This is a genomic window from Bradyrhizobium sp. Kon10 (assembly GCF_055807395.1).
This window is the reverse complement of the sequence record NZ_JBVVOZ010000037.1, coordinates 16,838-30,733: the sequence shown is the minus strand read 5'-3', so window position 1 is coordinate 30,733 and position 13,896 is coordinate 16,838. Positions and strand designations below refer to the sequence as shown.

At 64.8% G+C, this 13,896-nt stretch carries 15 protein-coding genes; 7 read left to right on the top strand and 8 right to left on the bottom strand.

The window, feature by feature from the left end; genetic code table 11:
- Window position 1: 1 nt before the first annotated feature.
- The 4 genes from AC0L2O_RS31520 to AC0L2O_RS31505 all read left to right on the top strand — a co-directional run bounded on the left by AC0L2O_RS31520 (window position 2) and on the right by AC0L2O_RS31505 (window position 4,487).
- The gene (locus AC0L2O_RS31520) at window positions 2-1,015 is read left to right on the top strand and encodes an ABC transporter ATP-binding protein (RefSeq protein WP_473372511.1); all 1,014 of its coding nucleotides are present in this window, start codon (window positions 2-4) and stop codon (window positions 1,013-1,015) included.
- Entirely contained in the window at window positions 1,012-2,016 is a 1,005-nt protein-coding gene (locus tag AC0L2O_RS31515; RefSeq protein ID WP_473372510.1) for an ABC transporter ATP-binding protein, read from the top strand. The genes AC0L2O_RS31520 and AC0L2O_RS31515 overlap by 4 nt, the downstream gene beginning before the upstream one ends.
- 54 nt (window positions 2,017-2,070) lie before the next feature.
- Window positions 2,071-3,564, top strand: a complete 1,494-nt coding sequence (locus tag AC0L2O_RS31510; protein ID WP_473372509.1) for an ABC transporter substrate-binding protein — start codon at window positions 2,071-2,073, stop codon at window positions 3,562-3,564.
- Between the two features lie 740 nt (window positions 3,565-4,304).
- Window positions 4,305-4,487 carry a hypothetical protein gene (locus AC0L2O_RS31505; RefSeq protein ID WP_369726467.1) on the top strand — a complete coding sequence of 61 codons (183 nt, stop codon included), beginning with the start codon at window positions 4,305-4,307 and terminating at the stop codon, window positions 4,485-4,487.
- A gap of 57 nt (window positions 4,488-4,544) precedes the next feature.
- On the opposite strand, the gene AC0L2O_RS31500 is transcribed toward AC0L2O_RS31505, so the two are convergent.
- The 3 genes from AC0L2O_RS31500 to AC0L2O_RS31490 all read right to left on the bottom strand — a co-directional run bounded on the left by AC0L2O_RS31500 (window position 4,545) and on the right by AC0L2O_RS31490 (window position 6,744).
- On the bottom strand, window positions 4,545-4,913 hold the full coding sequence (locus AC0L2O_RS31500) for a rhodanese-like domain-containing protein (RefSeq protein ID WP_409189397.1): 369 nt from the start codon (window positions 4,911-4,913) through the stop codon (window positions 4,545-4,547).
- A 269-nt stretch (window positions 4,914-5,182) separates the two neighbouring features.
- A complete protein-coding gene (locus AC0L2O_RS31495; RefSeq protein ID WP_473372508.1) occupies window positions 5,183-5,809 on the bottom strand; it encodes an alpha/beta hydrolase in 627 nt (208 codons plus the stop codon).
- A complete protein-coding gene (locus tag AC0L2O_RS31490) occupies window positions 5,806-6,744 on the bottom strand; it encodes a ring-cleaving dioxygenase (RefSeq protein ID WP_473372507.1) in 939 nt (312 codons plus the stop codon). Before AC0L2O_RS31490 ends, AC0L2O_RS31495 begins: the two co-directional genes overlap by 4 nt.
- Before the next feature lie 130 nt (window positions 6,745-6,874).
- On the opposite strand from AC0L2O_RS31490, the gene AC0L2O_RS31485 reads away from it, so the two are divergent.
- A complete protein-coding gene (locus tag AC0L2O_RS31485; protein WP_473372506.1) occupies window positions 6,875-7,798 on the top strand; it encodes a LysR family transcriptional regulator in 924 nt (307 codons plus the stop codon).
- Between the two features lie 3 nt (window positions 7,799-7,801).
- On the opposite strand, the gene bluB is transcribed toward AC0L2O_RS31485, so the two are convergent.
- Genes bluB through cobU form a run of 3 tightly spaced genes read right to left on the bottom strand, consistent with a single transcriptional unit; the run spans window position 7,802 to window position 9,724 of the window.
- The gene (gene bluB / locus AC0L2O_RS31480) at window positions 7,802-8,434 is read right to left on the bottom strand and encodes a 5,6-dimethylbenzimidazole synthase (protein WP_473372505.1); all 633 of its coding nucleotides are present in this window, start codon (window positions 8,432-8,434) and stop codon (window positions 7,802-7,804) included.
- Window positions 8,435-8,438: 4 nt separating this feature from the next.
- Window positions 8,439-9,224, bottom strand: a complete 786-nt coding sequence (cobS, locus tag AC0L2O_RS31475; protein ID WP_473372504.1) for an adenosylcobinamide-GDP ribazoletransferase — start codon at window positions 9,222-9,224, stop codon at window positions 8,439-8,441.
- Window positions 9,221-9,724, bottom strand: coding sequence for a bifunctional adenosylcobinamide kinase/adenosylcobinamide-phosphate guanylyltransferase (gene cobU, locus AC0L2O_RS31470; protein ID WP_473372503.1), 504 nt, complete (start codon window positions 9,722-9,724; stop codon window positions 9,221-9,223). Before cobU ends, cobS begins: the two co-directional genes overlap by 4 nt.
- A gap of 119 nt (window positions 9,725-9,843) precedes the next feature.
- Between cobU and cbiB the strand changes: the two genes are divergently transcribed.
- Both cbiB and cobD read left to right on the top strand, forming a co-directional pair.
- Window positions 9,844-10,785 carry an adenosylcobinamide-phosphate synthase CbiB gene (cbiB, locus tag AC0L2O_RS31465; protein ID WP_473372502.1) on the top strand — a complete coding sequence of 314 codons (942 nt, stop codon included), beginning with the start codon at window positions 9,844-9,846 and terminating at the stop codon, window positions 10,783-10,785.
- 11 nt (window positions 10,786-10,796) lie between these two features.
- A complete protein-coding gene (gene cobD, locus AC0L2O_RS31460) occupies window positions 10,797-11,762 on the top strand; it encodes a threonine-phosphate decarboxylase CobD (RefSeq protein WP_473372501.1) in 966 nt (321 codons plus the stop codon).
- A 4-nt stretch (window positions 11,763-11,766) separates the two neighbouring features.
- On the opposite strand, the gene AC0L2O_RS31455 is transcribed toward cobD, so the two are convergent.
- Both AC0L2O_RS31455 and cobO read right to left on the bottom strand, forming a co-directional pair.
- Window positions 11,767-13,215 carry a cobyric acid synthase gene (locus AC0L2O_RS31455; RefSeq protein WP_473372500.1) on the bottom strand — a complete coding sequence of 483 codons (1,449 nt, stop codon included), beginning with the start codon at window positions 13,213-13,215 and terminating at the stop codon, window positions 11,767-11,769.
- A gap of 11 nt (window positions 13,216-13,226) precedes the next feature.
- Window positions 13,227-13,862 (bottom strand): cob(I)yrinic acid a,c-diamide adenosyltransferase, encoded by a 636-nt coding sequence (cobO, locus tag AC0L2O_RS31450; RefSeq protein WP_473372499.1) that lies wholly within the window; start codon window positions 13,860-13,862, stop codon window positions 13,227-13,229.
- Window positions 13,863-13,896: the final 34 nt, after the last annotated feature.

Genomic DNA, 13,896 nt, shown 5'->3' with positions numbered 1-13,896 from the left:
GATGGCTGATCCCGCAACCATGCCGCTGATCGACGTCGTCAATCTCGGCGTCCGCCTCAACACCAGCCGCGGGCCGGCGCAGGCCGTGCGCGGCGTCAGCTTCGCCCTCAAGCGCGGCGAGACGCTCGGGCTGGTCGGCGAATCCGGTTGCGGCAAGTCGGTCACCGCGCTGTCGCTGATGGGGTTGTTGCCGGACAGCGCCGTGGTCTCGGGCAGCATCAAGCTCGACGGCAGCGAGCTCATCGGACTGTCGGATGCTGATTATTGCGGTCTGCGCGGCAACCGCATCAGCATGATCTTCCAGGAGCCGATAACCGCGCTCAACCCGATGCACACGATCGGCCATCAGGTCGCCGAGCCGTTGCGGCGTCACAAGAACTATTCGGCCGCACAGGCACGGCGGGAGGCGATCGCCTTGCTCGACCGGGTCGGGCTGCCGGATCCTGCCAAGCGCATCGATGCCTATCCGCACCAGTTTTCCGGCGGCCAGCGTCAGCGCGTCACCATCGCGATGGCGCTCGCCTGCGAGCCCGATCTCTTGATCGCGGACGAGCCGACCACCGCGCTCGACGTCACCATCCAGGGCCAGATCCTCGATCTCATCGCCGATCTCGTCGAGGAACGCGGCATGTCGATGATCCTGATCTCGCACGATCTCGGCGTCATCGCCGAGAACGTGCAGCGCATGATGGTGATGTATGGCGGCACCGTCGTCGAGAGCGGGCCGACCGACGAGGTGTTCCGGCGGATGGGGCATCCCTACACGCAGGGCCTGTTCCGCGCCCGGCCGAAGCTCGGCGCGCGCAAGGGAACGCGGCTGACGACGATCTCGGGCACGGTGCCGGAGCTCGCCGATCTGCCCTCCGGCTGCACTTTTTCCGATCGTTGTCCGCTCGTGATCGATCGATGTCGCGCCGCACTTCCGCCGCTGGTCGAAGTCGGACCCGGCCATGGCGTCCGCTGCATCAGGACGGATGTTTCGATGGCCGATCGCGTCGGAGCGCTGTCCGCATGAGCACCGGGCCGCTTCTCGACGTGAAGAATCTCGAGCAGCGCTATACGCTGCCGCGCGAAAGCCTGTTCCGTCCGCCGGGGCAGGTGCGCGCGCTCAACGGCGTCAGCGTGCAGGTCGCTGCCGGCAAGAGCCTTGGGATTGTCGGCGAGTCCGGCTCGGGCAAGTCGACCTTCGCGCGGGTGGTGATGGCGCTGGAGCGGCCCACATCAGGGCAGGTCGCCATGCTCGGGCGCGACCTCAACCAGATCTCCGCAGACGAGCTGCGCCGCGCGCGGCGCGATTTCCAGATGGTGTTCCAGGATCCCTACGGCTCGCTCGATCCACGCCAGACCATCGCACGCATCGTCGCCGAACCTCTCACCGTGCTGGAGGAGGCCGACCGCACCACGTTCCGCGACCGCGTCGCCGCGGTGCTGCGGCAGGTCGGCTTGCGCGATGCCGACATGGACAAATATCCGCACGAGTTTTCCGGCGGCCAGCGCCAGCGCATCGCGATCGCGCGCGCGCTGATCACCCAGCCGAAGCTGATCGTCGCCGACGAGCCGGTCTCGGCGCTGGACGTCTCGGTGCAGGCGCAGGTCTTGAACCTGATGCAGGACCTCCAGGAGCAGTTCGGCCTGAGCTACGTCCTGATCAGCCACGACCTCGCCGTCGTCGATTATCTCTGCGACGAGGTCGCCGTGATGTATCTCGGCCGGATCGTCGAGCAGGGCCGGCCGGAGGATTTGTTCGAACGCGCCGCCCATCCCTATACCCGTGCGTTGCTGGAGGCCGTGCCGCGAGCGCGTGCCGGCGGCGGCCGGCGCCGGCGCGGAGCCCAGGCGATCGCGTCGCAATCGGCGGCCGGAACCGGATGTCCCTATGTCGCCCGTTGTGCGCTCGCCGACCAGCATTGCCGCGAGGCCGCGCCTGAGTTACGCAGGGTCGGCGAGGCCCATCTCGCCGCCTGCCACAAGGCGGAAGGCGTGATGGCGTTGCCGCAAGCGGGCATGGAAGGTTAGTGTCCGGGGCGGGATTGGCGTAGGCTGGGACCAGACAAGGCCGGGGAGTTACGCATGTTCAGGAAACTATTCGTCGTCGCGTTTGCCGCTGCGTTCGCTGCCGCACCGCTGCCGGTGCTGGCGCAAGGCAAGAAGGACAGCGTCGTCATGGGCATGACGCTGGAGCCCCCCGGGCTCGATCCCACCAACGCCGCCGCCGCGGCGATTGCCGAAGTCACCCTCTACAACATCTATGAGACGCTGACCAAGATCAACGAGGACGGCTCCACCTCGCCGCTGCTGGCGGAGAGCTGGACGGCTTCGCCGGATTTGAAGACCTACACCTTCAAGCTGCGCAAGGGCGTCAAATTCCACAATGGCGAGCCGTTCGATTCCGCCGCGGTGAAGTTCTCGTTCGAGCGCAATGCCGTCGCCACCAGCACCAACAAGGACAAGAGCCTGTTCCAGAGCTTCGAGTCCATTGCCACGCCCGATGCCGACACGGTCGTGATCACCCTGAAAAACGCCGAGCCGAACTTCCCGTTCTTGTTGGGGCAGGCAAGTGCCTCGATCGTCGAGCCGAAAAGCGCGCCGACCAATGTGACGCAGCCGGTCGGGACCGGGCCTTACCAGCTTGGCGCCTGGGCCAAGGGCTCCTCGATCACGCTCAACAAATGGGCTGACTATCGCAATGCCTCGGCGATCAAGCTCTCCAAGGTGACGATCCGCTTCATCTCCGATCCGGCCGCGCAGGCGGCTGCGCTGCTGTCGGGCGACGTGGACGCGTTTCCGCGCATCGCGACCCGCGTCGTTGCCCAGTTCAAGGCCGACCCGCGCTTCACGGTGCTGATCGGCGGCTCCAAGGCCAAGACCATCGTCGCCATCAACCATCGGAAGAAGCCGCTCGACGACGTCCGCGTTCGCCGCGCCATTCTCGCTGCGATCGACCGCAAGGCGATCATCGAGGGTGCCGTCGAAGGATTCGGTACGCCGATCGGCAGCTTCTACACGCCGGGATCGCTCGGCTATGTCGATACCACCGGCATCAACCCTTACGATCCCGAGAAGGCCAAGAAGCTGCTGGCCGAGGCCGGAATCACCGCGCCGATCGAGCTGTCGCTGAAGCTGCCGCCGCCGCCCTATGCGCGGCAAGGCGGCGAAATCGTCGCAGCCCAGCTTGCCAAGGTCGGCATCATCGCCAAGATCGAGAACGTCGAATGGGCGCAATGGCTGTCGCAGGTGTTCGCGCCCAACGGCCCGCATAATTTCGACCTCACCATCGTCAGCCATGTCGAGCCGTTCGACCTCGTCAAGATCACGGAGCCCGACTATTACCTCGGCTACAACAACGCCGCCTTCAACGCACTGTACAAGCAGATCGTGTCGACCCCGGATGATACGGCGCGTGCCAAACTCCTCGGCGACGCCCAGCGCATGCTGGCAACCGACGCAGTCTCCGCCTATCTATTCCAGCCGCAATGGCCCACCGTCATCAGCAAGAAGCTGAAAGGCGTCTGGAAGGAAGTCCCGCAGTTCGAGAACGATTTCTCGACGTGGTCCTGGGAGTAGGGGAGCGAGTCAGCCCGTGCCCGTTGTTGTGCCCTCTCCCCCTTGTGGGTAGGGCCCAATCACATATGAGGCAGATTTCTCTGTGGCCATCCTTCGAGACGCCCGCCTTTGGCGGGCCCTCAGGATGAGGTCGGAGCACGGGGCAGCAAATTCGACGGGTGCCGATGCTACTTAGCCTCATCCTGAGGAGCGCGCTCTTGCGCGCGTCTCGAAGGACGAGGCGCGCGCTCACACCGCCCAAAATGCCATCTGCGATGGCCCTGCCCTTGTGGGACAGGGCAGCAACGCTGGTTGATACAAACTCACACCGGTGAGGGGTCTGTCTCCGCATATGAATCACGCAGTTGAATTCGCGGAGCGAGACGCCTCAAAGGCTCCTTGGCAGCACGCAAGCTCCGGACGTAATAGCCCTGTCTCTGAACGGCTGACTTGATCTCGTCGCTGACTTTCCGGACCCTTCTTCTGGTCTTGCGCCATTTCTTCTTATAGCAAAAGACGGGTAGTGCCGCGCCGGTGCTTAGAACCAGCAAATCGCGCCTGTCACTGTGATAGACTTCGTACATGTCGCCCCCACGATCATGAATGTTCGGTCCTCTCGACAGCTTAGCTTGTTGGATGGCTGGGCGGATTTAGATTTGATAATCGAGAGCAAACTGGCAGCCCCAGCAGGCTGTGAATTGCGGGGAAATCACCGGCGGGTCGGCACGATCAACTTACGTTTCTGTTTGTATGTCGTTGCCATGCGACGTCAACGCACCAATTTTGCTCTGGATCAATATGAGCTGGCAGTCGATGAGATCGTCGCCGCTTGTGACGGTGATCTGCGCGATGCGCTTCGAGCGCTCATGCTCCTCAATGAGCAGTTAGAGTACGAGCTGGCGCTTATGAGGGGAGCGTGCGCTCCTGACCAGACGCTGCACTAAGGTAGCCTGACCGCGCGTCGATCACGCTTGCACGCTGCGTGGCCGATCCCCGAACTCCTATTTCTCGACGGCTCCGGTCCAGTCTTTGAACCCTCCTACGTTGTAGACATTTTCGTAACCCATATCCTTAAGCAACTTACCCGCGAGTGCCGCGCGTCCGCCAGAAGCGCAATAAAGGATCACCGTTTTGTTCTTATCAAAATTCTTGTCATGGTAAGGAGACTCTGGGTCCGCTCGAAATTCCAGCATTCCGCGTGACACATTCAGTGCGCCCGCGATCTTGCCGCTGGCGGCCACTTCAGGTGCATCTCGAACGTCCAAAACCAGAGTGTTGCCCGCGTTGATCATATCGGCGGCTTGATCAGAGCTGATCTTCGGAACCGCGGACTGGGCCGCTTCAAGCATCTGCTTTACTGTCGTTGCCATTGATTGCCTCCGTTTTCTAACCGGGATCGGCAGCGGTAGAATTGAGACATCCCGCGAACTGACGCAAGTGGCAATCACGATAGCTTCATCTCGTACAGCCGGCGATTTCGGAATAATCGCATTATGCCCCTGTTTTGCCCGACGAGTCAAACCGGCTCATCGCCTGCACACGTAAGCCGTTGATTTTGCTGCCGCCGCCTACTGTGCATGGGGTTGTTTTCCAGAAATATGATGTTCGGCAGGGCGGCGGCCCGCGTCGCTTCTCGGAATCAGGCCGCTTCCGCCGTCACCTTGCCGATCCAGTCGCGGGCGAGCGTCACGTCGGCTTGTGACAATTGGTGGCCTGCCGGCAGGACCTTGTGGGTCACGCCGGCTCCCGCTTCCGACAGCAGTGCGGCGAGCTTTGCCGAGTTGCTTGCGGGCACGATCGGATCGGCTTGCCCTGACAGCAGCAGCACCGGCTTGCCGCCAAGTTCGGCCTTGGGCGGATCCGACAGCGGCACCATCGCGCGCAGCAGGATCGCGCCGGCGAGAACGTCCGGCTTCAGCAGCAACAGCGCTGCTGCGATGTTCGCGCCGTTGGAGAAGCCGACCGCGACCGGCGCGGCGATGCCGTAGCGTTGCCGCGCCTCGTTGACGAACTCGCCGAGCTCGAGCGCGCGGCGGCGCACGTCCACCTCGTCGAACACGCCCTCTGCGAGACGGCGGAAGAAGCGCGGCATGCCGTGCTCCAGCACGCGTCCGCGCGGCGAGAGCAGGGCGGCCCCGGGCGAGATCATCTTGCCGAGCCCGAGCAGGTCGTTCTCGTCGCCGCCGGTGCCGTGCAGCAGCAACAGCGGGGGCGAGCCCGCGTCGCGCGCGGGCTCGAAACGATGGATGAATGAACTCTCGGTCATGACACGCTCTCTTCCAGGCTCGGCAGCACGTCCTCGATCTGCTTGCGATGGGCTTCGAGGAAACCCGGCAGCTTCAGGTCGCGTCCCAGCGTCGCGACCGGTTCGTCGACGGCGAAGCCGGGGATATCGGTCGCGATCTCGAACAGCACGCCGCCGGGCTCGCGGAAATAGACCGAACGGAAGTAGTTGCGGTCACGCTGCTCGGTCGGATGCAGGCCGTGATGAGAGACGAGCTTCTCGGCCATCTGGCCCTGCTCGGCGTCATCGGCCGCGCGGAACGCGATGTGGTGCACCGAGCCGCCACCCTGATGCCCGCGCAAAAAGCCCTTGGCCTCGTAGATGTCGACGACACTGCCGTGCAAATCGCCGGCCGCCTTGAAGCGGATCACCGAACCCTCGCGACCCGTCTCCTTGAAACCGAACACATCGGTGAGGACGGCGGCCGTTTTGGCCGCGCTATCGAGCAGCAGCGTCACGCCATGGAAGCCGCGGATCGCATGCTCGGCGGGGACGTCGCCGTTGCTCCAGCCCGGCTCGTTCTCGGCACCGGGGATGCCGACCAGTGCGAGCGCCATCCCGTCCGGATCGGTGAACGGCAGCACGGCTTCGCCAAAGCGCTTTTCCAGCGCCTCGTAAGCGATGCCCTTCTCGATGAAGCGCTGCGTCCAATAGCCGAGCGAGCGCTGCGGCACGCGGAAGGCGGTCTGATGGGTCTCGCCGACGCCGCGGCGTCCGGCCGGCGCTCCAGCCCAGGGGAAGAAGGTCAGGATGGTGCCGGGCCGGCCGGTCTCATCGCCGTAGTAGAAATGATAGGTGCCGGGGTCGTCGAAATTGACGGTCTTCTTGACGAAGCGCAGGCCGAGGTCGCTTGTGTAGAAACCGAAATTCCTGATGGGATCGCCGGCAATCGCGGTGACATGGTGCAGTCCGGACATCGTCGTCCTCCAAAGTTCGGGGAGCGGGTCTTGCTCTGGGCGGAAATATCGTTCCGCTTTGGATTGGAGACAATCCATGCAAACATGACGTCTATGTCTACGATTTGGAACCAATCGCGAGAACCCGCGCTTGGATAAGGTGGCCAGCCTGCGGGCCTTCGTGAAGGTGGTCGAAAGCGGCAGTTTTGCCGATGCCGGCCGCCAGCTCCGGCTGTCGCGCTCGGCGATCAGCAAATACATCGCCGACCTCGAGCAGAGCCTGGGCGTGCAGCTCCTGAACCGGACCACGCGGCAGGCGAGCCCCACCGAGAGCGGCCAGCAATATTTCGAGCGCGCCGTCGTGATCCTTTCGGAGATCGAGGCCGCCGATCAGGCGGTGACGCAAGCCCAATCGGCGCCGAGGGGCCTCTTGCGCGTCAACGCGCCGATGTCGTTCGGCACCATGCGGCTCGGGCCGGTGCTCGCCGAGTTCTTGGAAAAATATCCCGAGCTTCAGCTTCAGCTCGTGCTCAGCGACGACCTGCTCGATCCCGTGCAGGACGGCTTTGACGTGACCTTGCGGATCGCGGAATTGGAGTCCTCGAGCCTGATCGCTCGCAAGATCGTGGCTGTCGCGCGGATGATCTGCGCGTCGCCGGATTATCTCGCGCGTCACGGCACGCCAAAGCATCCGCAGGATTTGCGCGAGCACGCCTCGCTGACCTACGGCTTTCTGCTGACCGGCAATCAGTGGAAGCTCACCGGCGCCGACGGCGATCACTGGATCCAGCCGGCCTGGTCGCTCTGCGTCAACAATGCCGAAGTGCTGCGTGACGTCGCGATCAAGGGCAGGGGACTGGCGCTGCTGCCGGAGTTCATCGCCGTCGACGCGTTAAGGAACGGCGAGCTGCGCACCGTGCTGGAGGATTATTCTGCCCCGCCGCTCGCGCTCTACGCGGTCTATCCGCCGACGCGGCATCTGTCGGTCAAGGTGCGGCTCTTCATCGATTTTCTCGTCGAGCTGTTTGGCCGTGAGGACGAAGCTGTTGCGCGCCGTCGCTCCCGGGCGAACTGAGCGCTAGCGCCGCAGCGTGAACTCGTCCGGACCGCGCCGGTGTTCCCACTTCGCCTTCTCCAGCTCGGGCTGGTCGCATTCGGCCTCGGGGTAGCCGATGCAGAGATAGGCGATGAATTTCCAGGTGCCGGGCACGTCGAGGATGGTGTGGATGCGGTCCGGGCTCAGGATCGAGACCCAGCCGAGCCCGATGCCTTCGGCGCGCGCGGCGAGCCACATCGCGGTGATCGCGGCCACCACGGAATATTCGGTTGTCTCGGGCATGGTCGCGCGGCCGAGGCCATGGCCGACATCGCTCGCCTTGTCGGCGAACACGGCGAGGTGGCCAGGCGCTTGTTCGAGGCCCGACAGTTTCAGACCGGCGTAGCGCGCCGCGCGTTCGCCGGCATAGCAACTCAACGCATCGGCGTTGCAGGCCTTGAAATCGTCGATCACGGCGCGGCGCCTTGCGGGATCATCGATGGTGACGAAGCGCCAAGGCTGGCTCAGGCCGACCGATGGCGAAAGGCACGCCGTCTCGATCAGCCGCGCGATCGCGCCATCCGGCAGCGGATCGGCGCAAAAGCGGCGCACGTCGCGGCGCCACACGAACAGCTCGCGCAAGTGCCGGCGGAAGGTGTCGTCGAACGCGACCATCAACTCATCCTCCCGCGTAAAGGCTGGCTGCGGCGACCAGCAGGATCAGGATCTCGCCGGTCTGCTCGAAAGCGCCGAGGATGTCGCCGGTTTGCCCGCCGATCTGGCGGATGGCAAGCCGCGCGAGGATCAGTCCAGCGAGCGAGAGCAGGACGAGGCTGGCCAGCGCCTTGCCCGGCCCGAGCGCAATTGCAAGACAGAGCGTTCCGATGCCGAACGCGATGGCGACGCTGCGGCCCGGTGGCGCTCCGGCGGTTGCGGAGAGCCCGTCAAGCCGCGCCGGCGGCACCAGCGACATGAAGGCCGGAACGCCCGCACGCGCCCCGGCATGCGCGGATGCGAGCGCCAGCGTCACCAACCACGGATTGGCGATCGCCGCGAGCGCGCTCCAGCGCAGGCCAAACGACAGAACCAGCGCGCAGGCGCCATAGCTGCCGATCCGGCTGTCGCGCATGATATCGAGCTTGCGCTCGCGCGTCCGTCCGCCGCCAAGCCCATCGGCGGCATCGGCAAGTCCGTCCTCGTGCAGCGCGCCGGTGATGAGCGTCGTCGTGGCCAGCGCGAGCAGGGCGGCGGGGCCGGGCGTCAATCCCAGCTTGCTCGCGATTGCGTAGGCCGCAGCGCCAGCCAACCCCACCAACAATCCGGCGACGGGCAGCGCCCAGGTCGCGCGTGCAATCGCACCATCATCAACGGGCTTCGGCGATCCGACCGGAAAAATCGCAACGAACGTTGTCGCGATCCTGAGATCGGTGATGATGTCTTTGAGAACTTCGGCGCGCGGCATCATTTCAGCTTCATCGGCAGGCCGGCGATAACGAATTCGACCTCGTCGGCGACATCAGCGATGATCTGGTTCATGATTCCGGCAGCATCGCGAAAGCTGCGCGCCAGCGCATTGTCGGGGACGATGCCGAGGCCAACCTCGTTGGTGACGAGAACGACGGGGCTCTTGAGGCGGGGCAGGGTAGCGGCGAGCTCCGTCACTTCGTGGGACCAGTCGCGTTCCGCGTGCATCAGATTGGAGAGCCACAGCGTCAGGCAATCGACCAGCCTTGGGCCGCTGCCGTCGGTTGCGACCAGCGTGGCGACGAGATCGAGCGGCACCTCGCGCTCGATCCAGTCGGTTCCACGTCGCCGCCGATGGGTTGCGATGCGCGCTTCCATTTCGGCATCGAGCGCCTCGGCCGTCGCGACATAAACCGGCTGGCCGGGAAAAGCGCGTGCGCGGCTTTCCGCGCGCTTGCTCTTGCCCGATCGTGCTCCGCCCGTGATCAAAATGACGGCCATAGGGTCTCCTGCGGCCAGCACTAATCACCAAACGTGGCCAAAGACAAAGCCGAAATCCGCAGACGGGGGCTTGCACCCGGACCGTGGTTTGCGCAACAGGGGCGGGACGGGAGGCGCATGTGGGTTTTGCGGGTGCGATGGCGGTGGCGATGGCGGTGGATGCCCTTCTGGGCTGGCCGTCATGGCTGTTCGCGCGGATCGGCCATCCCGTGACCTGGCTCGGGCGGCTGATCGCGGCCGTCGATTCCGCCTGGAATAGGTCCTCCGATCCGCCTGCGCTTCGCCGTGCCGCCGGTACGGCCGGGGCACTTGTCGTGATTGCACTCGCCGCCGCGCTCGGCTGGGCGCTTCAATCGTTGCTGACCTGGGGCTGGATGCGGCTCGTGCTGGTGGGCATGCTCGCCTGGCCGCTGCTCGCTTTGCGCTCGTTGCACGATCATGTCGCAGCGGTCGCAATACCCTTGCTGGCCGGTGATATCGCCGCTGCGCGAGAGGCTGTCTCGCGCATCGTCGGCCGCGATCCGGCCGCGCTCGACCAAGCCGGTATCGCGCGCGCGGCGATCGAGAGCCTGGCGGAAAACGCCTCGGACGGCATCGTGGCGCCGGTGCTCTGGGGTGCGCTGTTCGGCCTGCCCGGCATCCTCGGCTACAAGGCGATCAACACGCTGGACTCCATGATCGGCCATCGCACTGAACGCCACGAGGCGTTCGGTTGGGCTGCTGCACGGATCGACGATGTCGCCAACTTCATTCCGGCGCGGCTGACCGGATGTCTGTTCGTGCTGCTGGCGCCGCGGCGACCCGAAGCGTTGTCGTGCATGACGCGCGATGCGCGTCGTCATCGATCCCCCAATGCCGGCTGGCCGGAAGCGGCCATGGCCGGCGCGCTCGGCGTGCGGCTCAGCGGTCCTCGGATCTATCATGGCAGCGTCACGAGCGAGCCGTGGCTGAACGAAGCCGCACGCGATCCGCTCGCCGCGGACATCGTTCACGGGCTGACGATCTACCGCCGCGCCATGGTGTTGCTGGCCGGCGTGCTTGCGATCCTGGCTTTCGCGTGAAAGAACATCGCATGCGCGAGCACGGTGGAAATCTGGACCTAGCCCAGCGGCGTTTTGGTGGACGCGCGGAGGACTGGATCGACCTGTCGACCGGGATCAACCGGCTGCCATATCCAGTCAGCGAAGTGAGCATGCGCGCATGGAGCCTGCTGCCTTCGAGGTCCGATATCGAGGCGCTGCATCGGGCCGCGCAGCACGCCTATAACACGAGCGCGCCGGTTGTCGCGATGGGCGGCGCGCAGGCCGCCATTCAACGGTTGCCGCAACTTGCGCCGCGCGGCCGGGCGCGCATCCTCGCGCCGACCTACAATGAATATGCCGCGGTGCTATCGGCTGCCGGCTGGAATGTCGCAGAGGTCGGCGAGCTCGATGCGCTGGCAGGTGCGGACCTCGCCATCGTCGTCAATCCCAACAATCCCGACGGCCGGTGTCATGAACCAGACGATCTGCTGGCGCTGCTGCCGCGCGTCGACCGCCTCGTGATCGACGAAAGTTTTGCCGATGCGGTTCCGCATGGGTCGCTCGCTTCGGAAGCGGGGCGGCCCGGGCTGTTGATCCTGCGCTCATTCGGAAAGTTTTACGGGCTTGCGGGCCTGCGTCTCGGCTTCGCGCTTGGCGACGCGTCCGACATCGCCAATCTCGCCGCGACCATCGGCCCTTGGCCGGTCTCTGGAGCGGCGATCGCGATCGGCTGCCGCGCCTTGGCTGACGATGCTTGGGCCAAGGCAACGTCAGCACGGCTTGCAGCGGATAGCGCCAGGCTCGATGCCATGGTGCAATCGCAAACCTGGAGGCTCGTCGGCGGCACGCCATTGTTTCGTCTCTATGAGATGCCCGACGCGCTCGCCATGCAGGAAAAATTGGCGACCGCCCGGATTTGGTCCCGCGTCTTCACGCAGCAGCCGACATGGTTGCGCCTTGGACTTCCCGGCAGCGAGACGGAATGGACACGTCTCGCCGAGGCGCTTTCACGTTAAGCACTCAGCGCGCCAGCGCGAGCAGGCCTTCGACATCTAGGTGCGTTTCGATGTGATCGGCAAGCGCATCGAGCGCGCTCTCGATCCTGGCGTGGTAGGGCTCATCGCCCGCGGGAATGTCGAGCCTTGCGAGATACGCCTTGCGGAAATCGTCGGATGTGAACAGGCCGTGCAGATAGCTGCCCTGCACGCGCCCATCGCTTGAGATCGCGCCTTCCGGCTCGCCGTCGACTTTCGCGAACGGGCGGGCGCGATCCGGCCCGTCAGTGCGGCCGATGTGGATTTCGTAGGCCTGAATCGGTTGAGCCGTGGCGGCGTGCAACGCCGCAACACGCGTCAGTGTCTTCTGCGCTCTCATCACGGTCGCGACGTCCAGAAGCCCGAGGCCCGGCGTGTCGCCTGCAGGACCTTCGATGCCGTCGGGGTCGGCGACGCTGCGCCCGAGCATCTGGTAGCCACCACAGAGACCGAGCACATGGCCGCCTCTGCGGTGATGTGCCAGGAGATCGATGTCCCAGCCCTGCGCGCCCAGGAAGGCGAGATCGCCGCGGGTGGATTTCGAGCCGGGAATGATGACGAGCCTGACGTCGCCGGGGATCGCTTCGCCCGGACGCACCATGACGAGATCGACACCAGGCTCGAGCTTGAGCGGATCAAGATCATCGAAATTGGCGATCCGCGACAGCGCGAGGCAGGCGATCTTGCATTGTCCCGGCTTTCGCGCGTCACTCAGGCCCAGCGCGTCTTCGGCCGGCAGCTCGCCGGCACGGCCGAACCACGGCAGCACGCCAAAACCGCGCCATGATGTTTTCGCTTCGATCAGCCGGTAGCCGTCGTCGAACAGCGTGGGATCGCCGCGGAACTTGTTGATGACAAAACCCTGGATCATGGCGGCATCGTCCGGATCGATCACCGTCTTGATACCGACAAGCTGGGCAATGACGCCGCCGCGGTCGATGTCGCCGATCAGCACGACCGGCACGTCGGCCTTGCGCGCGAAACCCATATTGGCGATGTCGGCCTTGCGCAGATTCACTTCGGCCGGGCTGCCGGCGCCTTCCACCAGCACGAGATCGGCACGCGCCTTGAGGCGTTCAAAACTCTCCAGCACCGCGCCCATCAGCTGCGGCTTCATCGCCGCGTATTCGCGCGCGCGCGCGGTGGCGACGCGTTTTCCATGAACGATCACCTGAGCGCCGATATCGGTCTCGGGTTTCAGCAGCACCGGGTTCATGTCGGTGTGCGGCTCGGCGCCGGCGGCGAGTGCTTGCAGTGCTTGTGCGCGTCCGATCTCGCCGCCATCGAGGGTGACGGCTGCATTGTTCGACATGTTCTGCGGCTTGAAGGGCAGCACGCGCAGGCCGCGCCGCGTGAAGACGCGCGCGAGGCCGGCGACGATAAGCGATTTGCCCACGTCCGAGCCGGCTCCCTGGATCATCAATGCGCGCGCCATCGCGTGTGTCTTCAGAACTCGACGCCGGGTTGCGCCTTGATGCCGGACCGGAACGGATGTTTGACCAGCGTCATCTCGGTGACGAGATCGGCGATCTCGATCAGTTCGTCCTTGGCGTTGCGACCGGTCAGCACGACATGCGTCATAGGCGGCTTTTGCGTCTTAAGGAAATCGACGACCTCTGCGATGTCGAGATAATCATAGCGCAGCGCGATGTTGATCTCGTCGAGCACGACCATGCGCAGATTGGAATCTGATATCAGCTCCTTGGCCTTCTCCCATCCGGCGCGTGCGGCGGCGATGTCGCGGGCGCGGTCCTGCGTCTCCCAGGTAAAACCTTCGCCCATGGCGTGGAACTGGCACAGGTCGCCGAATTGGCCGGTGAGCAGGCGCCGCTCGCCGGTGTCCCAGGCGCCCTTGATGAACTGCACGACCGCGCAAGGGAAGCCGTGGGCAACACAGCGCACGATCATGCCGAAGGCTGAGGAGGACTTGCCCTTGCCGGCGCCTGTGTGGACGATGATCAGGCCCTTTTCGCCGCTCTTGGACGCCATGATCTTATCGCGGGCGACCTTGATCTTCGCCATTTTCGTCGCGTGGTGGGCATCGGCTTCTGCGGCCGTTTGGCTATCCGGTTCAGTCGTCATCTGACGGGGTCCTTCGGCTTGACAAGAGGCGGCC